Source organism: Sporosarcina sp. A2 (assembly GCF_050858885.1).
Classification (GTDB): domain Bacteria; phylum Bacillota; class Bacilli; order Bacillales_A; family Planococcaceae; genus Sporosarcina.
Map to the genome: position 1 here is coordinate 2,177,864 of NZ_CP193898.1, position 19,624 is coordinate 2,197,487.

The 19,624-nt window shown below is 44.0% G+C and carries 20 protein-coding genes and 1 other RNA gene; 1 reads left to right on the plus strand and 20 read right to left on the minus strand.

Features of this window, described 5'->3' with window-relative positions:
- Positions 1-48: 48 nt before the first annotated feature.
- From ssrA to ACRPI0_RS11085, 18 genes are all read right to left on the minus strand, one after another.
- Positions 49-407, minus strand: a transfer-messenger RNA (tmRNA) gene (gene ssrA / locus ACRPI0_RS11000).
- A gap of 109 nt (positions 408-516) precedes the next feature.
- Positions 517-984, minus strand: coding sequence for an SsrA-binding protein SmpB (smpB, locus tag ACRPI0_RS11005; RefSeq protein WP_432352698.1), 468 nt, complete (start codon positions 982-984; stop codon positions 517-519).
- A 47-nt stretch (positions 985-1,031) separates the two neighbouring features.
- Positions 1,032-3,392 carry a ribonuclease R gene (rnr, locus tag ACRPI0_RS11010; RefSeq protein ID WP_432352699.1) on the minus strand — a complete coding sequence of 787 codons (2,361 nt, stop codon included), beginning with the start codon at positions 3,390-3,392 and terminating at the stop codon, positions 1,032-1,034.
- A gap of 46 nt (positions 3,393-3,438) precedes the next feature.
- A complete protein-coding gene (locus ACRPI0_RS11015; protein ID WP_432352700.1) occupies positions 3,439-4,185 on the minus strand; it encodes an alpha/beta hydrolase in 747 nt (248 codons plus the stop codon).
- Between the two features lie 83 nt (positions 4,186-4,268).
- The gene (gene secG / locus ACRPI0_RS11020) at positions 4,269-4,496 is read right to left on the minus strand and encodes a preprotein translocase subunit SecG (RefSeq protein ID WP_191690521.1); all 228 of its coding nucleotides are present in this window, start codon (positions 4,494-4,496) and stop codon (positions 4,269-4,271) included.
- Between the two features lie 103 nt (positions 4,497-4,599).
- A complete protein-coding gene (gene eno / locus ACRPI0_RS11025) occupies positions 4,600-5,898 on the minus strand; it encodes a phosphopyruvate hydratase (protein WP_432352701.1) in 1,299 nt (432 codons plus the stop codon).
- An 18-nt stretch (positions 5,899-5,916) separates the two neighbouring features.
- On the minus strand, positions 5,917-7,437 hold the full coding sequence (gene gpmI / locus ACRPI0_RS11030) for a 2,3-bisphosphoglycerate-independent phosphoglycerate mutase (protein ID WP_432352702.1): 1,521 nt from the start codon (positions 7,435-7,437) through the stop codon (positions 5,917-5,919).
- The gene (gene tpiA / locus ACRPI0_RS11035) at positions 7,430-8,191 is read right to left on the minus strand and encodes a triose-phosphate isomerase (RefSeq protein WP_432352703.1); all 762 of its coding nucleotides are present in this window, start codon (positions 8,189-8,191) and stop codon (positions 7,430-7,432) included. The genes gpmI and tpiA overlap by 8 nt, the downstream gene beginning before the upstream one ends.
- A 13-nt stretch (positions 8,192-8,204) precedes the next feature.
- Positions 8,205-9,392, minus strand: coding sequence for a phosphoglycerate kinase (locus ACRPI0_RS11040; RefSeq protein ID WP_432352704.1), 1,188 nt, complete (start codon positions 9,390-9,392; stop codon positions 8,205-8,207).
- Between the two features lie 145 nt (positions 9,393-9,537).
- A complete protein-coding gene (gene gap / locus ACRPI0_RS11045) occupies positions 9,538-10,545 on the minus strand; it encodes a type I glyceraldehyde-3-phosphate dehydrogenase (protein ID WP_432352705.1) in 1,008 nt (335 codons plus the stop codon).
- An 86-nt stretch (positions 10,546-10,631) separates the two neighbouring features.
- Positions 10,632-11,705, minus strand: a complete 1,074-nt coding sequence (locus tag ACRPI0_RS11050) for a sugar-binding transcriptional regulator (protein WP_432352707.1) — start codon at positions 11,703-11,705, stop codon at positions 10,632-10,634.
- A gap of 92 nt (positions 11,706-11,797) precedes the next feature.
- Positions 11,798-12,037: a glutaredoxin family protein gene (locus ACRPI0_RS11055; protein WP_432352709.1), complete on the minus strand. Its 240-nt coding sequence runs from the start codon at positions 12,035-12,037 to the stop codon at positions 11,798-11,800.
- Between the two features lie 81 nt (positions 12,038-12,118).
- Positions 12,119-12,925 (minus strand): TPM domain-containing protein, encoded by an 807-nt coding sequence (locus ACRPI0_RS11060; RefSeq protein ID WP_432352710.1) that lies wholly within the window; start codon positions 12,923-12,925, stop codon positions 12,119-12,121.
- Positions 12,925-13,500 carry a LemA family protein gene (locus tag ACRPI0_RS11065; protein ID WP_432352712.1) on the minus strand — a complete coding sequence of 192 codons (576 nt, stop codon included), beginning with the start codon at positions 13,498-13,500 and terminating at the stop codon, positions 12,925-12,927. The genes ACRPI0_RS11060 and ACRPI0_RS11065 overlap by 1 nt, the downstream gene beginning before the upstream one ends.
- Before the next feature lie 209 nt (positions 13,501-13,709).
- Positions 13,710-14,588 carry an Hsp33 family molecular chaperone HslO gene (gene hslO, locus ACRPI0_RS11070; RefSeq protein WP_432352713.1) on the minus strand — a complete coding sequence of 293 codons (879 nt, stop codon included), beginning with the start codon at positions 14,586-14,588 and terminating at the stop codon, positions 13,710-13,712.
- Between the two features lie 44 nt (positions 14,589-14,632).
- On the minus strand, positions 14,633-14,857 hold the full coding sequence (locus ACRPI0_RS11075) for a DUF896 domain-containing protein (protein ID WP_432352714.1): 225 nt from the start codon (positions 14,855-14,857) through the stop codon (positions 14,633-14,635).
- Positions 14,858-14,956: 99 nt separating this feature from the next.
- Entirely contained in the window at positions 14,957-15,907 is a 951-nt protein-coding gene (locus ACRPI0_RS11080; protein ID WP_432352716.1) for a TIGR03571 family LLM class oxidoreductase, read from the minus strand.
- A gap of 31 nt (positions 15,908-15,938) precedes the next feature.
- The gene (locus ACRPI0_RS11085; protein WP_432352717.1) at positions 15,939-16,421 is read right to left on the minus strand and encodes an RrF2 family transcriptional regulator; all 483 of its coding nucleotides are present in this window, start codon (positions 16,419-16,421) and stop codon (positions 15,939-15,941) included.
- A gap of 1,273 nt (positions 16,422-17,694) precedes the next feature.
- On the opposite strand from ACRPI0_RS11085, the gene ACRPI0_RS11090 reads away from it, so the two are divergent.
- Positions 17,695-17,973 (plus strand): hypothetical protein, encoded by a 279-nt coding sequence (locus ACRPI0_RS11090; RefSeq protein WP_432352718.1) that lies wholly within the window; start codon positions 17,695-17,697, stop codon positions 17,971-17,973.
- Positions 17,974-18,188: 215 nt separating this feature from the next.
- On the opposite strand, the gene ACRPI0_RS11095 is transcribed toward ACRPI0_RS11090, so the two are convergent.
- Both ACRPI0_RS11095 and ACRPI0_RS11100 read right to left on the minus strand, forming a co-directional pair.
- On the minus strand, positions 18,189-18,758 hold the full coding sequence (locus ACRPI0_RS11095) for a recombinase family protein (RefSeq protein WP_432352720.1): 570 nt from the start codon (positions 18,756-18,758) through the stop codon (positions 18,189-18,191).
- A 443-nt stretch (positions 18,759-19,201) separates the two neighbouring features.
- Positions 19,202-19,591: a phBC6A51 family helix-turn-helix protein gene (locus tag ACRPI0_RS11100; RefSeq protein ID WP_432352721.1), complete on the minus strand. Its 390-nt coding sequence runs from the start codon at positions 19,589-19,591 to the stop codon at positions 19,202-19,204.
- Between the last annotated feature and the right edge of the window lie 33 nt (positions 19,592-19,624).

Genomic DNA, 19,624 nt, shown 5'->3' on the forward strand with positions numbered 1-19,624 from the left:
TATGCCGATACTATGCCAGTACCCTTTAAAAGTCTGTCATAGCAACGTATATGGAGACGGTGGGAGTCGAACCCACGTCCAGAGGCTCTAATACGTAAACGTCTACGCGTGTAGTTTTCCTATTTGGATTCGCGCTACATTATGCCGGAAGACGGGGCGTCCTGAGCGCTATTTCGGAAATCTCTTCTGGGGAGCCTCGAAAAGCAGCATCCAGCGTATCCCACTTTAGGTTAGCCCTACAACGCCACATGGGCGATGGTATTGTAAGGCAGATTCAACAGCTTACGCTGCGAATGCTAGGTTGTTGTTTGTTTTGCCTGTTATTATTAAGGTCCGTTTCTGACGGAGACGAGCCTCCGACGCGCAGCTCACGCTTAGACCACCCCTGTCGAATCCGTAACGTCCCCGTTAAAGGGATGTCCGGGAAACGTCTGGAGTCATCAGTAGCCTCCTACTGATGCTAAGACTATCGGAACTGTATTACTGTTAACAGTATACCTCATCGAACGCCAACTATCAATATTGCTGTTTGTCTTTGAATGCTCGTTGCATCTCACGTTTCGCTTCTTTCTCTTTCAAGTCGTGTCGTTTGTCATACAACTTCTTACCTTTACCGACACCGACGAGAACTTTTGCGAAACCGTCTTTAATATACATCTTCAACGGAACAATCGCAGTCCCTTTTTCTTTCGTCTGACCAATCAATGTACTAATCTGCTTTTTGTGCATGAGTAGTTTACGAGCACGAACGGGATCGTGGTTAAACTGATTCCCTTGTTCGTATGGACTGATGTGCATATTGGAGATCCAAGCTTCATTGTTTCGAATGAGTACGAAAGCGTCTCTCAGCTGCACTTTCCCGTTACGGATCGACTTGATTTCAGTTCCTTGTAGAACAATACCTGCTTCAATTGTTTCTTCAATCGCGAAATCATAGTTGGCTTTCTTATTGACTGCGAGTACTTTGCCTTTGCCTTTTGCCATCGTCACTCACCCTCCCGTGAAACCGAATGGCCAGTTGGCAATTCGGTTCACTTTCTTTTTCTAGGTTTCTGCTTTTTGTTTTTCTTAGCGACACCTTCATAGAACTTCTTCTTATGACTTCCGCCAGAACTCTTAGCAGCTGGTTTGCCAGAATGACTCGGCTTTCCTGCGTCCTCTTTCTTTGGACCTTTGCTTTTCGAATCACCAGAAGGTCTGTTTTTCGCATGAATCACTTTAGGTGTTGCTTTACGGGTTCTATGGAATGTCTTTTTCATATCTGCAATTTCGAAGTCGATTGAAGATTCTTCAGGTTTCACAGCGGTCACACGAACAGTAACTTCATCCCCAATACGGAATTGCTTACCTGTGTGTTCTCCAATCATCATCAATTGACGGTCGTCAAAACGATAGTAGTCGTCTGTCATATAACTAACGTGAACAAGTCCTTCAATTGTGTTCTCAAGCTCGACAAACAATCCAAAATTCGTAACGGATGAAATGATGCCATCGAACTCTTCCCCGATTTTGTCCAGCATGAATTGTGACTTCTTCAATGCATCTGTATCGCGTTCTGCATCGACAGCGCGTCGTTCCATATCGGAAGTGTGCTGCGCAATCTCAGGTAGTTCTGCATCCCAATGTGCAATCGTCTTGCCCGATACGTCTTTTTCGAACAAATACGTACGAATGAGACGATGGACAATTAAGTCTGGATACCGACGAATTGGTGATGTGAAGTGTGTATAATAGTCTGCGGATAAACCGAAGTGACCGAGATTTTCCTGATAATACTTCGCTTGTTGCATCGAACGTAACAACATCGTTGAAATGACCGTCTCTTCAGGAAGGCCTGATATAGACTCTGTAATTTCTTGCAATGCACGAGGATGTATTTTGTTACCAGCACCTTTTACGACGATACCGAAATTCGTAATGAATTCGAATAGACGTTGAAGTTTCTCAGGTTTTGGATCTTCGTGAATTCGGTACATGAACGGGATTTGCATCCAGTGGAAGTGTTCCGCAACGGTTTCGTTTGCAGCAAGCATGAAGTCTTCAATCATACGTTCCGCAACAGTCCGTTCAATAACTTTAATTTCTGTCGGCCAACCTTCTTCATCGACCAAAACTTTTGATTCCTTGAAATCGAAGTCAATCGCACCACGATCTTTACGCTTTTGACGAAGTATTGACGCAAGCTCTGCCATATCCGTTAACATCGGTACGATTTCTGAATACTTCGCGCGTAACTCTTCGTCCATCTGGTCAACGATTTGGTAAACATCATGATACGTCATCCGATAATCAGAGTTAATAATACTCGGATAAATTTCGTGATGAATCACTTTACCTGTTGCGTCTACTGTCATTTCGCACGTAAGTGTTAACCGATCTACGTCTGGATGTAGTGAACAAATGCCGTTAGACAACTTATGAGGAAGCATTGGAATCACACGGTCTGTTAAATAGACACTCGTTCCACGATCATACGCTTCAGCGTCTAGTGGGGAATTCTCAGTAACATAATAACTGACATCAGAAATATGAACCGATAGCGTGTGCGTTCCGTCTTCATTTTTCTCAAGAGAAATGGCATCATCTAGATCCTTCGCGTCTGCACCATCAATCGTGATGGTTAGCATATCTCGTAAGTCTCTTCGATTTAATAGATCAGATTCCTGAATCTCTGCCGGGATTTTGTCTGTTTGTTGAAGAACTTCTGCTGGGAAATCAATTTCAATTCCGTGTTTGTGAATAATTGATAAAATATCAACGCCTGGGTCATTTTTGTGACCTAGTATTTGAACAACCATCCCTGTTGCGGATTTCATATCGCTTGGGAACTCAGTGATTTCAGCAACAACTTTATGCCCTTCTATCGCGCCTAAGTTATTCCCTTTAGCAATGAATAAGTCCATAGGGAGCTTTTTGTCATCCGGAATGACAAATCCGAACCCTTTGTTGTCTTGATACGTGCCAACAACTTTTGTTGTTTTACGTTCAGCGATTCGACTGATTGCGCCTTCTCTTCGATCACCAAAAGAGCTGCTGGAAACGCGGACTAACACGATATCTCCATTCATGGCACCGTTAACTTCATTCGGTGGTATGAAAATATCATCCATCCCTTCTGTTTCAGGTGTAACAAATCCAAACCCTTTTGCGTGACCGATAAATTTACCACGCACAAGATTCATACGTTCAGGCGTACCATAGCGGTTTGTACGTGAACGAATGATGAGTCCTTTTTGTTCTAAATGGACAAGCATTTTCACAAGTTCTTTAAATTCTGCGGCTTGTTCCATACCAAGTAGCTCCTGAATTTCCTGGACAGTTAACGGCTTATATGAATCTTCTTTCATTGATGAAAGGATTTTTTGTTGCAATTCTTTTTCAAAGTTATCCAATTCTCATCCCTCCTTATATTGTTAGTATTACCTGAAGTCGATAGGATTACTCTTCCCAATCAAGCGTCTCCAGAAACTCAAAAATTTCTTCATGTAGCTCATTTTTTTCAGGTCCTAATGTAATAACATGCTTAGATTTCTCATAGTGTGAAATCTTTTTGTTTGTAGATTCCGCATTATCATAGATGATTTGTCCCGAATTCGTATTGATGACTTCATCATGAGTGGATTGGACAACTAATAGTGGAGCATAGATTGTATCCACTTCTTCCCGTACGTTTTCGATAAGCTTCTGAAGATCAACTAATGAAGGCATCGATTTTTCACGAAGTACCGTTACTTCAGCCTCAATAGTTTCCTCTTCTTTTCCTTCGAGCTTTTTATATTCACGCGCGTAATGCAGAACTCCTTCATACATAAGATCCAAAGAACGCATCGACATCGGGGCATTCATTGTAACAATCCCCTTTACCGGTCGCTCTGCACCTAACTTCAAGGAAAATACGCCACCCAGTGATAGTCCGGCTACAGCAATCTGGTCATATCCTGCGTCTTTTAATTGGTTGTATGCTTCAAGTACATCCGGCCACCAGTCATCAGGACCTGTTTGAATGAGTTCTTCTGCAGGACCGCCATGTCCGTGATAATGCGGAGCCAGGGACGTATACCCCTTCTTCTCCAAAAACCGGCCGATCATTCGAACGTCTGCAGAAGTTCCTGTAAAGCCGTGTAGTAGCAGTACTGCTCGCTTTCCATGTTCAAAAAAGAAAGGCTTTGCATGCGAAACTTTCATGCTACCTAACCTCCAATCATTACCAAACCATTTTTAATAAAAAAGCCTGGCCGTACAGATGGCCAGGCGGAAATTGCTTCTTTTTATATTTTCACGATCGCAATCGCCAGTACAAAGAACAGCACGGACAGTACAATTGTAACGCGCTGCAAGACCAGGTCTAGACCGCGTGCCTTTTGCTTACCAAATAACTGTTCAGCACCACCGGAGATGGCTCCTGATAGGCCTGCACTTTTACCCGATTGTAGCAAGACAACGACAATTAGTGAAAGTGAGACAATCACGAGCAATGTCATTAATAACGCGTGCATAATGTTCCACCTCCTGAAAACAGAACTCAACTACCTACTCAGTTTACCAAACTATAGCAATAGAGACAACTGCTGATTCCAGCAGTTGTCTGATAGTTGGTACTTATTGCTGTTTCAAGTTATAAAATGTTTGTTTGCCAAGGTACTGTGCTGTTTCATCGAGCTGATCGTCGATGCGTAGCAATTGGTTATACTTCGCAACACGGTCTGTACGTGAAGGAGCACCTGTCTTAATTTGACCTGCGTTTGTTGCAACTGCAAGATCTGCAATTGTTGTATCTTCTGTTTCGCCTGAACGGTGAGAGATTACTGCAGTATAGCCCGCGCGTTTCGCCATTTCAATGGCGTCAAATGTCTCAGTTAGTGTACCAATTTGGTTCACTTTAACGAGAATCGAGTTCCCTACGCCTTCTTTAATACCACGTGCTAATTTTTCTGTATTTGTTACAAACAAGTCGTCTCCAACAATTTGAACACGTTTGCCTAAGCGATCTGTAAGTAGCTTTGTACCAGCCCAGTCGTTTTCATCCAATCCATCTTCAATTGAAATGATTGGGTACTTGTTACAGAGCTCTTCATACCAGTCGACCATCTCTTCAGATGTTTTGACGATGCCTTCACCAGATAGATGATACTTGCCATCTTCTTTATTGAAGAATTCAGATGCTGCAGCGTCCATTGCAAGCATAATATCTTCGCCTGGTTTGTAGCCCGCTTTTTCGATTGCTTCTACGATTGTAGATAATGCTTCTTCGTTGGAAGATAGGTTTGGTGCGAATCCACCTTCGTCCCCTACTGATGTGTTCAAGCCTTTTTCATGAAGTACCGCTTTCAATCCGTGGAAGATTTCAGCACCCATGCGTAGCGCGTGACGGAATGATTCTGCACCTACTGGCATGATCATGAATTCTTGGATATCGACGTTGTTGTCAGCATGCTCTCCACCGTTGACGATGTTCATCATTGGTACAGGCAATTGCTTAGCATTTACGCCACCAAGATATTGGTACAATGGAATATCTAAGTAGTCTGCTGCTGCGTGAGCAACCGCCATAGAAACACCAAGAATAGCGTTTGCGCCTAGTTTACCTTTATTATCTGTCCCATCAAGTTCAATTAAAGCATGATCGATGACAACTTGGTCGAGAACTGAGTACGTTTCTTCCAATGCATCTGCGATAACTTCGTTGACGTGATCTACTGCTTTAAGTACACCTTTACCTAGATAACGATCTTTGTCGCCATCTCGAAGTTCTACCGCTTCATATTCACCTGTTGACGCACCAGATGGTACAATTGCACGTCCAAATGCTCCACTTTCTGTAAACACTTCGACTTCAACTGTTGGATTCCCTCGTGAGTCGAGCACTTCTCTAGCTTGAACAAGTGTAATGATTGGCATGCAAATCTCTCCCTTTTGTTAAAATAATGGCGTTCCTGTCATTTCTTTCGGTTGCTCAATTCCTAATAACTTTAACATGGTTGGGGCTAAGTCTGCGAGAATACCGCCCTCTCGAAGAGTAACTCCGTCTTTTGTCACGATAACTGGCACTGGATTTGTCGTATGTGCAGTCATCGGTTCGCCTTCAACCGTCATCACTTCATCAGCATTTCCGTGGTCTGCCGTAATAATCGCAGCGCCACCTTTTGCTAATAACACGTCTAAAATGCGACCAACACATTCATCTGTTGTTTCCACTGCTTTCACTGTTGGTTCAAGCATCCCGCTATGACCGACCATATCTGGATTGGCGAGGTTTAGTATGAATGCGTCAATACGATCTTCTTGAATTTCTTCAATCAATGCATCAGTTACTTCATATGCGCTCATCTCAGGTTTCAAGTCATACGTTGCAACTTTAGGAGATGGGATCAAGATACGCTTTTCTCCATCGAATTCTTCTTCTCGTCCACCACTCATAAAGAAGGTAACGTGTGGATACTTTTCAGTTTCCGCAATTCGAAGTTGACGGAGATTGTGCTGCGAAAGTACTTCTCCGATTGTGTTTTTTAAGTCTTGACTAGCAAATACAACTTCAGATGCAACTTCCGCGCTGTAGTCTGTAAAGGTCACAAATTTCAAATTTGTAAACTGTTTTGCTGGAAAACCGTCGAACCCATTTTGAGTAAATGCTCGTGACAATTGAATCGCCCTGTCTGGACGGAAGTTGAAAAATATTGATGCGTCTTCATTAGCTATTTGGATTGGTGCCTTCCCAGCTGGTTGAACGATGAACGGAATAACGAATTCATCTGTCACACCGGCATCATAGGAAGCTTGTATACCTTCAGCTGCCGTTGCATAAACAGGACCTTCACCATTGACCATGACATCATAGGCAAGCTTGACGCGCTCCCAGCGATTGTCGCGGTCCATTGCGTAATAACGTCCAGAGATCGATGCGATTTGTCCGACACCAACAGATTTCATGACTTCTTCCGTCCGTTGAATGTAAGTTAACGCCGTCTTTGGACCGACATCTCTTCCGTCTAAAAATGCATGGACATACACTTCACGAACGCCATTCATTTTAGCGAGTCGTAGTAACGCAAACAAGTGCTCATAATGACTATGGACACCGCCATCTGATAGTAAGCCCATTAAATGGAGTGCGCTGTTATGCTTTTTCGCCTGGTTTACCGCAGCTAGAAGTGCTTCTTTTTCGAAAAAGTCATTTTCACGAATCGATTTGTTTACGCGAGTTAAACTCTGATACACAATTCGGCCCGCACCAATATTCAAATGACCTACTTCAGAATTCCCCATCTGACCTTCTGGTAATCCAACAGCCTCTCCACACGCAGTTAACGTGGAGTGAGGATACGCATTCCAGAGTCGCTCATAGTTTGGCTTCTTCGCATGCGCAACAGCATTTCCGGAAGTTTCTGCGCGCAATCCAAAGCCATCCATGATAATGAGTCCGATAGGTCCTTTAGACATTAGAACCAGCTTCTACAAGTGCTGCAAACGATTCCGGATCGAGACTTGCACCACCGACTAATGCTCCATCAATATCACTCATTGATAGAAGTTCTTCAATGTTTCCAGGCTTTACACTACCACCATATTGGATACGAATAGCTTGTGCGACTGTTTCTGAGTACAGATCTGTGAGTACTGTACGAATTTGCGCACATACTTCGTTCGCATCTTCAGCAGTTGCAGTACGTCCAGTCCCAATCGCCCATACTGGTTCATAGGCAACAATTGAAGAAGAAGCATCTGTCTCATTGACTCCCGCAAACGCTTTCTTAACTTGGTCTGAAACAACCGCAGATGTCTCATTACCTTCACGTTGTTCGAGCGTTTCTCCTACACATACAATTGGTGTAAGTTTGTGTTCAAAAGCAGATTTCACTTTAAGATTCACGGATTCATCCGTCTCGTTATAGTATTGTCTACGTTCAGAATGTCCAAGTACAACAAATTCAACCCCGATACTTTTCAGCATTGTCGGGCTAATTTCTCCTGTAAAAGCACCTTCAACTTCTTCGTGCATAGTTTGAGCACCTATACGTACAGTGGATCCTTTTGCTTTTTCTACAAGTGTCGCTAAATAAGGAGCCGGAGGACAAATGACCGTATCTGCTTGGTCACTTTCCTTCAACTTTCCAGTGAGTGCATCCATAAACGAAATAGCTTCGTCCATAGTTTTATACATTTTCCAATTTCCTGCGATAATCGGTTTTCTCATGTGTAGTACCTCCTTATAAACGGTCGTTTAGTGCTGCAACGCCAGGTAATTCCTTACCTTCCATGAACTCAAGTGACGCTCCGCCACCTGTTGAGATGTGGTCCATTTTGTCTGCTACTTCAAACTTTTCAACTGCAGCAGCAGAATCACCGCCACCAATAATTGTGAAGCCTTTCGTTTCAGCCATCGCTTGTGCAACGCTCTTTGTTCCTTCAGCAAATGGTGCCATTTCAAATACACCCATTGGTCCATTCCAAATAATAAGTTTAGAATCACGAATGACACTGTCATAAAGCTCAGCCGTTTTAGGTCCAATATCTAGGCCCATCCATCCTGTTTCAATGCCAGTGACATCTACAACTTTAGTTTTTGCTATTTCTGAGAAAGAATCCGCGACCTTTACATCGATTGGCAAGTAAAGATTGACTCCTTTTTCTTTTGCTTTTTCAATGAACGATTTTGCAAGGTCGATTTTGTCTTCTTCTACTAGAGAGTCGCCTATTTCGTGCCCTTGAGCACGTGAGAATGTATAGGACAGTCCGCCACCGATAAGAAGGTTGTCGACTTTATCCAACAAGTGGTCGATGACACCAATCTTGTCTTTCACCTTCGCGCCACCAATAATCGCTGTGAATGGACGCTCTGGATCTGATAGCGCTTTCCCGAGTACATCGAGTTCTTTTTCTAGAAGAAGTCCTTGAACACTTGGAAGGTACTCCGCAATTCCTGCTGTTGTTGCATGTGCACGGTGTGCTGCTCCAAATGCATCATTGACGAATACATCTGCAAGCGCGGCAAATTGTTTAGCCAGTTCAGGATTGTTCTTTTCTTCACCTGCATGGAAGCGGACATTTTCAAGTAAAAGAATGTCGCCTTCTTCTAGCTCAGCTACGTGTTGTTCGACTGCTGGACCTGTAGACTCGTCCAATTTCAAAACTGGTTTACCAAGCAATTCAGATAATCGCTTACCTGCTTCTGTCAATCGTGAGTCTTCTTTCACTTCACCTTTAGGACGTCCTAGGTGACTGGCAAGAATAACTTTTGCCCCTTGACTCGCAAGGTATTCGATTGTTGGAACAGCAGCACGGATTCTAGTATCATCTGAAACTTTCCCATTTTCCATAGGTACGTTGAAATCCACGCGACAGAAAACCCGTTTTCCTTTTAGATCTAAGTCTTTCATCGTCATTTTAGCATTCATGCGAACAAACACTCCTATACAACAATTTTGTATTAAAAAAGGAGGAAACGGGCAATACCGTTCCTCCTGCCCATCTATTAAGTATAATCGGTCACAATCTGATAAGCCAGATTTTATGTGCCCGATATATGATAACTAGGGCTGCTTATAGTCCTTTTTTGTTCATGAACAACGCAAGGTCGACACAACGTGCAGCATATCCTTGTTCGTTGTCATACCAGCTGATTACTTTAACCATGTTATCTCCAAGAACCATTGTTGACAAACCGTCTACTGTAGAAGAAGCGTGGTTGCCATTATAGTCTTTCGAAACGAGTGGAAGGTCATTGTAGAACAAGTAGCCTTTCAATTCGTTTTCTGAAGCTTCCTTCAGCGCACGGTTCACGTCTTCAACAGAAACATCTTTCTTCAACTCAGCAACGAAGTCAACAAGCGAAACGTTTGGTGTTGGTACACGTACAGCCATTCCATCGAGTTTCCCTTTTAGTTCAGGAATAACTTTAGTAACAGCAGAAGCTGCGCCTGTAGTTGTTGGGATCATAGACTCTGCAGCGGCACGAGCACGACGGTAGTCTTCGTGTGGAAGGTCAAGAATACGCTGATCATTTGTGTAAGAGTGAATTGTTGTCATCATGCCGCGTTCCACTCCGAATTTGTCGTTCAATACTTTCACGACTGGTGCCAGACAGTTTGTTGTACAAGATGCATTGGATACGTAATGATCTGTTGCTGCATCATATTCTTCTTCATTCACACCCATAACAAGTGTTTTTACATCGCCTTTAGCAGGTGATGAAAGGATAACTTTTTTCGCTCCAGCATCGAGATGCTTCTGCAAGCCTGCAGCGTCGCGGAAGACTCCTGTACTTTCAATAACGATATCAACGTCAAGGTCTTTCCATGGAAGATTAGCAGGATCTTTTTCTGCATAGACACGAATCTTTTTACCATTGATGATAATATGATTTTCATCCGATGTGATATCTGCATCTAGAATTCCGTGAACTGAGTCATACTTCAACAAGTGTGCAAGCATCGGTGCATCTGTTAAGTCATTTACTGCTACAACTTCAAGATCTTCGTGTGCCAAAGTGTCTCTCATTACGATACGTCCAATACGTCCAAATCCATTAATCGCTAATTTTACAGTCATGTAAAATCCCTCCAAGTTTTAGTTTGTATAAATTCATAGCACACACTAGAGTTTTTCCAATGCAGCTAGTTGTAAACAACATGTAGTTAATAATTTTCTAATAAGGCAACCATTTCTTTTGCAGCGCCTTCGTCTGTAATAAGTATGGTTTGCTTCGCAGCTCCACGAAGATACGAAATAATCGCTTCTGCTTTTTCAGAGCCTCCAGCAACAGCTACAATTAATGGAATTCGCTCCAAATGATTTGTTTGAATCCCAACGGTACGAAGTCGATGAACAATTTCACCTGATCCATTGAAGTAGTAACCAAATGCTTCTCCTTTAGCTCCACGAGAAGCAAGCAGCTGTTGCACTTCTTCGTCGGAATCTCTTAAAGATGCCATCTTCTTCGCATCTCCAATTCCGTGAAGCAGACAATCCGTCGATTCGTACAACTCAAGCATTTTCAGCGCAGTTGGCTCTTTCCGGAAGATTGCATGTGCCTGTTCACTAAGTGATTCCGGATAATAGAGTGACTTGTAAGATGCGTCACAAGCGTGAGCAAACGTAGCAGCAATGACATTCGCCTGTTGACCAATGTCTTCACCAACGCCACCTCGTGCTGGTATGAAGATCGTATCTTCAGCACCCGGATAACAGCTTAAGTGCTTTGGAATGGATGCCATCGTCCCACCGCCTGTAACGGCTACGACACGGCCATCGCCAATACGACTCGCAAAAACTGAGGCAGCTTCTGTTCCTAGCAACTCATTAGTTGCACCTGGTTCAGAACTATTTCCTTTGACGATGTGTACGCCCTGGATGGAAAAGAAATCTTTAATGCGTTTTGCAAGTACATTTTTACCATACTGCAATTCAATCATCGGCTCTAGATGTTGCAACACACTTTCACCTTCATCCGTAACAGTCGCTCCTTCTTTCGCAACGCGTATAAGCTGTTGGTTCCGAAGTGTTTCCAGTACAGATCTAGTTTCACGTTCAGACATACCTGCTGTGTCAGCAAGTGGCCGTCTTCCAATGGGGCCGGATGTTTTAATAAGCTTCAGCACGAGATAGCGTTGTTGTAAGATCACCATCAGTTCTGGAACTAACTTTTCTTGCGCTTCAACAATTACCGGTTTCAGATAGACTCCCCCTTCTTTTACCTCAGGACGATTCATGACCCTTTAGGTTGTAAAACGTCCCACCAACAACAAAAAAATATATCTGCTTTCATATCTCATTATACATACTATTCCCGCTACGTTCAAATTTAAACATTCTCTTCTAGAAGTACCACGAGATCTACATAGCTTATGGACCCTGAACAAACGACTGTACCCTCTTTTTCAATAACAGGAATCATAAATACATATTGCTCATGCTTGGCATCATTTTCTTCAATGTTCACTGTTGTCCAGGTTAATGGGTAATCTTCTTGAACAAGCTTCATCATTTGCTCAGCTTCATCGCAAAGCGTACACCCTGGTTTTGTATAAAAAACAACATCCATACTAATCTCCTCCTGAATAGTCACAGTGTAAAATGAAAAAACGATTTACGCAACAACGAACATTGCACAAATCGTTTCGTTTTACCAGCTTCTACCAGCTCCACCTCCTCCAGTAGAGCCACCTCCGCCAAATCCTCCGAAACCACCGCCACCTGATCTACCTGACCCACTACCTCCGCCAAATGATCCTGGGAAAATTATTGGGCCTCCTCGACGTCTACCGCCTGGTCCACCTGAACCACCTGAACCGCCACCTCTTCCAGAATTGAAAAAGATTTGAATGAGGATGAAACCGATCACGATGACTGGGATAATTGGAAATCCGCCTCCATCATCGGTACCGCTTCCTTCTAATGTAGCAACGGGTAATTCATCGCCTTCAAGCCCGTATTCCTTTGCGATTTCATTATAAAACGCTTTGTATGCTTCCATTACAGCCATATCGGGCTCTTGCGCTTCTAAGTAAGGAACAGAAACTTCATCTATAATCCGTCCTATTTTCCCGTCAGGCAATGCGCCTTCTAATCCATAACCTACGATTAGACGGAAATCATTTTCTCCCTTAGCACCACCAGTTCTCACAAATAGCAATGCACCATTTTCTTTTTTTGCATTGCCCAATTTAAACTCTCGAAACTTTTTTACTGCAAAATCCTGAAAATCTTCTCCACCTGTATCAGGAACAACGAGCACTGCAAACTCAGCTCCAGTAGCGCTGTATAATCGTTTACCGTAATCCTCAAGTTCCTGTTGTTGACTTTCAGACAAAATGCCTGACTGATCTTGAATGATATCTACCCCACGTGCTTGAACGTTAGGCTCAATAATCGAGAAGAGAACTAAAAGCATGCCGAGCAGGGCAAATGCCCGAACTGCTATCTTTCTCATTACTCATCGGCTCCAAAATCGACGTCAGGTGCTGATTCTGATCCAGCAACTGCTTTAAAGTACTCTTTCGCATCAAAACCGAAAACGGATGCAACGAGTTTGCCCGGGAACCGCTTCACTGTTTTGTTATAAGAAGCGACCTGCCCATTATAATCTTTTCGTGCCACTGCAATTCGGTTTTCCGTTCCTGCTAATTCATCCATCAACTGTCGGAAGTTTTCATTACTTTTCAATTCCGGATAATTTTCAACAACGACTAGCAATCGGCTTAACGCACCAGATAATTCTGAGTCAGCTGCAGCTTGCTCGCCCGGTCCATTAGCCCCTGCTAATTTCGAACGTGCTTCTGTTACTTGACCAATTACTTCTTTTTCTTGTTTAGCAAAGCCTTTTACCGTGTTCACTAAATTCGGTATCAAGTCCACTCTTCGTTGCAATTGCGTTTCAATTTGAGAATAGGCTTGATCGACATTCTCTTCAGCAGTTACGAATTTGTTATAGCTCGAACTGAAAGTCGCTATAGCAACCACAATAATTGCAACGATAATTCCTATTGGTAACAAGAACTTTTTCAAAATCCCCCGCCTCCTCAGTAATTTACGTAGTGTGCTACTTTCAGAAGTTTACCCTGAATCTAACGTACTCAAAACTTTCTTCCTCAATCTTTAATACGCTTGAGAAATCAAAAAGTTTCTTTATATGAAAAAACCCTATGTCTGAATAGGTTTCAGACACAGGATCAGCGATGTAAACGATTTTGAAATTAGGTGAACGTGACGATTAATCAACTAGCTTCGGACATCAATTTCTCTAATTCCTCTTTAGTGAAAAAGTATGATTCATTACAGTAATGACAATTTGCTTCAGCCTGCCCATCTGTATGAATCATGTCATAAATCTCTTCTTTCCCCAAACTAATGATGGCATTAGAGATTCTTTCCTCTGAGCATTGACACTGAAAACGTACGGGTATCTGCTCCAATATAGTAAGCTGATCCGCACCCATTATCTCTCTAAGTAGGTTTTCCGGTTTGGCATCTTGTGCAAGAAGTGACGGAATTGACTCCATGTCTTGCACATAAGCTTTCACTCGTTCAAATAGTTCTTCGCTAGCACCAGGCATCATTTGGATGATGATTCCACCGGCAAATTGAACGTTGCTATCTGCATCCAGCCTAACTCCCATACTAACAATAGATGGCGTTTGTTCAGAGTTGTTCAGGTACAGTGAAAAATCATCTACGATAGCTCCTGAACCTAGAGGAACCTGCCCTACGAATGGCGCATGCAAACCAATGTATTTAGAGACCGAAAATACGCCATCTGATCCTATTGCTGTTTCCACGTCTAATTGGTCCAGCTCAGTAAAGTCCAAACCCATCTTAGGATTTGCAACATATCCTCGAACTTCACCGTCAGCATTCGCATCCACTGAAACGGTACCAATCGGACCTCCGCCATTTACTTTCATCGTCAATTTGTCGGCACCTTTTAATGTCATCCCTAGCATCACACCTGCAGTTAACATCTGACCAAGTGCTTCAGTAGAAGCGCGCAATGTATCATGCCTACGTCTAGCTTCTTCCACTATTTCTGTCGTTATTACGGAGTAGGCACGAAGTTGTCCTTCATACGCGATAGCTTTCACTAGGTAGTCACCCATTTTTTCTTCCCCCCTATCGGTAGCCTCCCCATGTCTATTCACCTTCACAAATCTTCCCCTTGTTTCTCCAGACGAAGCTTTTCAGGAGTAACGTCATTACCAAGTGGGTCAATCACTGTCATTCCTGAAAAAGTGTTGCGGACCTGACCACTTATTTCTCTCAAATAATCTTCTCGTAATACTTGTTGCCAAACACGCTCCGCATTTGTCAATCCTTCTTGTCGCTCTTTCTTTGCTAATTCATTAATTCTAGTTAAACTTTCAATCATGTTATGCCCACTCTTTTCAATTTATTAAACAAACGAACCTCTATGGTCGCTTGATTTACTTTTTTCTATTAGGAAACACTTTTAACTTTTGAATAACACTCATTCAAAAGATGGAAAGTGCGGTAACACATGTTCTCCTACTTCTTGCAGTAAGTCTTCTATCGGACGCGTGCTCGAACGCAGGTTTAACACGACGTGATTCACTCCAATTTCTTGTAAAGCATATAGATAGTCGATCAAAAACTTACGTCCTGATCTAAATCCCACAATGACCGGTACAGGGTTTGGAGCCGCTGACGAGTTCTCTACTAAGTCGATAACGAGAGGCTGTGAAAACGGCTTAAATGTAGGTGTAGTATCCCGCCAAAGCTTGGTGATTTCGCGTTGTTTCTTCAGTTCCTGAGCATAAAACAACCAACCATCTGTATGCTCTGCTAGCCACTCTACAGTTTGTCCCGAAAACCCGGTTCCGAAAATAGGAATTGCACCTAATTTCGGTTTAGGAATAATATCACCCGCAGTCATTCCTACGCGTTCTGTCAGAAGTTCCGGAAAAGCTTCCTTCCATACTTTTTTCATTACAAATACAGATTCCTTGAATAGCGCTGACCTCTTTGTCCCATCCACTTTAAACGCTGGAAATTCAATCGCACGATCTCCTGTCGCAATCCCGAACAAAAAACGCTGTTGTGACATTTCGTCTAACGAAGCCGCTGACTTTGCTAGATGTAGAGGATGGCGGAGTGTCGTTACCGCGCTAGCCGTTCCAAGTGCAAGTCTTTTTGTATGGGCGACGACATACGCCAGTAAGATAAACGGATCATACAAGACGCCACCATCCCCAAAGTCCGGGTCTAACAATGGTGAATCTCTCACGAATAATGAAGCAAATCCCATATCATCCGTACTTTTTACAAGTGCCATTTGTTCGACTAGTGTTAACTTGCTAATTTCTCCTGAGTTTTTCTCCGTCGGGAGTGTGATTCCTAGAGTTAATTTATGTTCTTTGAATGTACGCGCAAAACCATTATGCGACTGAAAATCAATCATTATATATCCTCCGTTGTTTCGTAGCCCATAGTTAGACGACCATCTGTTGCTCAATCCACTGTTCGAGCGTTTTTAACTCTTCTCGCAAATGCTCTGCATGCATATCTTCAGAAAGCGATGCTATTGTCTTTCGCTTCATCACATTTTTCCAGGCTGCTTCAGCATCATCCATTAAATCTACTAATAAACAGCATCGATCTTCTTTGTCCAATTCAAGCATATCGTCAAGAATCCCACTAGAAGAGTAAAGGGACTGCTGTCCTTCAATCGCCAGATAGACATCATAAATACGAATGTCCTTAGCTTTCTGCTTTAACTTGAATCCCCCTTTAACACCTGCGGTGGAGGCTATTAAATCGGCACACACTAACTTTCGTAGCATTTTCTTCGAATACGTCGGCGAAGTTCCTAATTGATGACTAATGGCTTCTCCAGGAAGTACCGCCTTTTCTGGCAGCAGATTGAGTAAGAGAATGGCGTAGATGGATTGTTCAAATCCCGCTTTCATTTGCAATAGTGTCTCCTCCTTAGCTGACATAATAGAATCCCGCTCAACTTAACATCGTGGATAATAGTTATCTATATTAGATCACTATACACCAAACTGACTAAAAGTAAAGTCTGCGAGGTTCTGTCTGTTTTCTATTAGAAAACATATATGGAACGGATATATGTAATGGACTCGCATTTTTGCTTAGCTCAAGTTTTTCCTAGCCTTAATGTATAAAAAAACAAAAAAACCCCTACACTTGTAGAAAACAAGTGTAGGGGTTTAGTATGCCCTCGGCGGGAGTCGAACCCACATTTCAAGCTTCGGAGGCTTGCGTGCTATCCATTGCACCACCGGTCAGGTGGACGGCATAGAACGCTGATATGACGCTAGGTGTGCGTATAAGCTGACGTAGTGCTACGTGCTTCCCGTTCAATTTACGTATGTTAAGCATATCATGACGGTGAATGTCGGTCAATACGTAACTAGCGGGTACTTGTACGTTTGAGCGAAGTTATCAGCGTTAAAACCGTCTGTGAAGCGCCTGCTATTGCTGAACGCCAAAAAGCGCCTACGCAGGGGGCCACGTAAGACGCTCGTATGACTACGTATGATTTAGTAATACCGCGGAAGGGGATTCGCGGCTTACCGGTATGACTTAGTAGGGTTTAGTATGACAAGCCGCTTATTTACGCTTGCGGGGCTTCGCTGGCAAGCCGATTTTGCGTCCATGATCCATAATTGCACGCGCCTGTTCCTGCGCAAGTTCCTTCTTCGTCTGCTTCGCCATATATAACGCCTCCAAAACTATGATACTCGTAGTATGGACGGGCAATCTGCTTCTTATACAACGGATTGCATACGCCCCGCTCCCCGAGCATATCGTAAGTTAAGTCTGCTACACGAATACACGTTAGCAGGGAAAAACGGACGAAAGGACGATGAGATGTCAGTGGGGGATAGCGTTAAACGGAAGCAACGGAGCGATAAGAAGCGTCAGTCAGCGCCAACGATTTCGATTGTATTGAAGGACACGATTCACCGCCTATCTTATATCACGGATACGCCGGTCAAAGATGTCGCGGAGGCCATTTGCGTTAGCGGACTTACCTCTCGGAAAGTAATCGAGCATCTGTCGCAACATTTCCGACGTGATCTACGTTTGGGGCAGACCGTCTATATCGGCGATATTGGTCGGCCGTCTATGCAGCACAAAGTAGCCGCGGGGAAAACTGAACGCATATCAATACGATTCCAGGCGCATGACTTCGAGCATATAGCTACGCTGGCTTTCGCTTTGGACGTAACACCATCGAGGGCGACCGCACTTCTGTTAGACGCTGCAATCCGTAATAGCGAATTTCTGAACGACTACGTGCGGGAATACTTGGCGCGAGAACTTGATGAGCGCCGCATGATCGAACTGAAACGCGTAATGAAATATCTGCGGAAGAATAATCCGTATGAATCGGATCTGACGTGGACGCATTTGCTGACGTACATTTACGATGAAGTTAAAGACGGAGCGCAGTCGATGGCCGACGGAGTGGGAACGTTTATTACAAAGTGGAAGTGATGCTAACCTATCGAGTTTAAAAAAAATGTAGCGCGATATTTTTAGTTTGAAACGTATTTTCCAAACGTAGAATTTTACCGTGTAAGTACGACCCAGCAGACAGGCCACATTGCGACCACCGGCCTTGGGGTCACGCGATTTCCACACGATAAAAGACGCGACACTCCGCTGTTATTCGGGAGCATTGCGTCTATTTGTGATTGATTTGATTACGATTAAACTCGCGTTTCATTCGCTTTCAGCTTTCGTTTCTGTCGAGTTAAAGTCGCTTTGCTTATTCCTGTTAATCGTTCAACTTCCGTGTAACTATTCGACTCTAGCAACGCCATAGCGTGACTTAGTTGTTGCTTCGTATACTTAGGCTTCCGCCCCTCTACGAGCGTCCCATTACGCCGTGCCTGCGCCTTCCCCTCCGCTAACCGTTCCACTATCATATCGCGCTCGAACTCGGCGAATCCGCTTAGTATCGTTAGGAGTAAGCGTCCTGTCGTCGTGTCCTCAACTACGCCCATATTAAGGATATGCACACGAACACCTTGCGTCATGAGCGCCCTTATAAGGGATATAGCGTCGGCTGCGGTACGGGCAAAGCGGTCTAGCTTAGTGACGACGAGTGTATCGCCGGGCTTGAGTAGCGCCAGCACCTCTTGAAACTTCGGCCTGTTTACATTGGTACCCGTTACCTTCTCGCTGAATATAGCGTCGCAGCCTTCCGCCTGCAGCCGCTCTAATTGATCCTCTAGTTCTTGCGTAAAGCCCGACACTCGCGCGTATCCGTATTTCATATAAAACCGCCCCCTCCGTAATGACTACGAGTTATGATTACGTTATAAGGCAATGATAGCACGGAAAATTACCGTAGTCAACACTGTGCATATTTGATTACGAACGTACATTCTTTATCAGCGTCTAATCCCGTCTAACGCCAACCCCGCGAGTTTGGCAGCCGTCCGCCCACCAGCGCTAGTTGCCCGGCTTAGACGCCATAACCTTACGCAGTATTACGGTTCCCAAAACGTTGAGCCACCCCTTGCGTCGACGCCTGCTGCCCGCTAATCCACGCCCCCAACGGACATCATCGGACACCTAAACGCCTGCCTTCGATTGACTTCCTTCTATTATAGCGTCAAGCATAACGCCTTTACACGCAATGTCCGCCCATACAACGCAAAAAGGCGGAGCCATCGCAGTGTCACCCGCAATAGCTCCGCCCGTGGGTAACGTAAGGTCAGTCGTTGTTAGTCGCTTTGAGCGCAGCCAGTCGCGCTTTAATATCGTCGATGTTAGACCCCTCACCCTTTTGCGATGTGGTCACGTCTACCTTATCGGATAGCATACCGTGCGCCTGCAGTAAGACGCGCAGCATTGCGGCATTGCCGTCCTTTAGGATCAAGTCGGGGATCGCGGCCATTACGCGTGGCAAGTCGCCCGCTGTATTGCGCACGATTGTCTGTTTTAATTCCGTGTAAAATGCGTCCTTTTGGCGCCAGCGACGCAGCGTCCTTTCATCTACGCCAACCTCCGCGGCCACCTCTGCGTAAGATAGACCGCCGTTGTTCGGTAAAGCTAAGTATTCAATCGCACGTAATTGCGCTGCTGATAGTTTAGTTTTCGTCATATTATCGTCTCCATTCCGTTGTAATTAAATAGA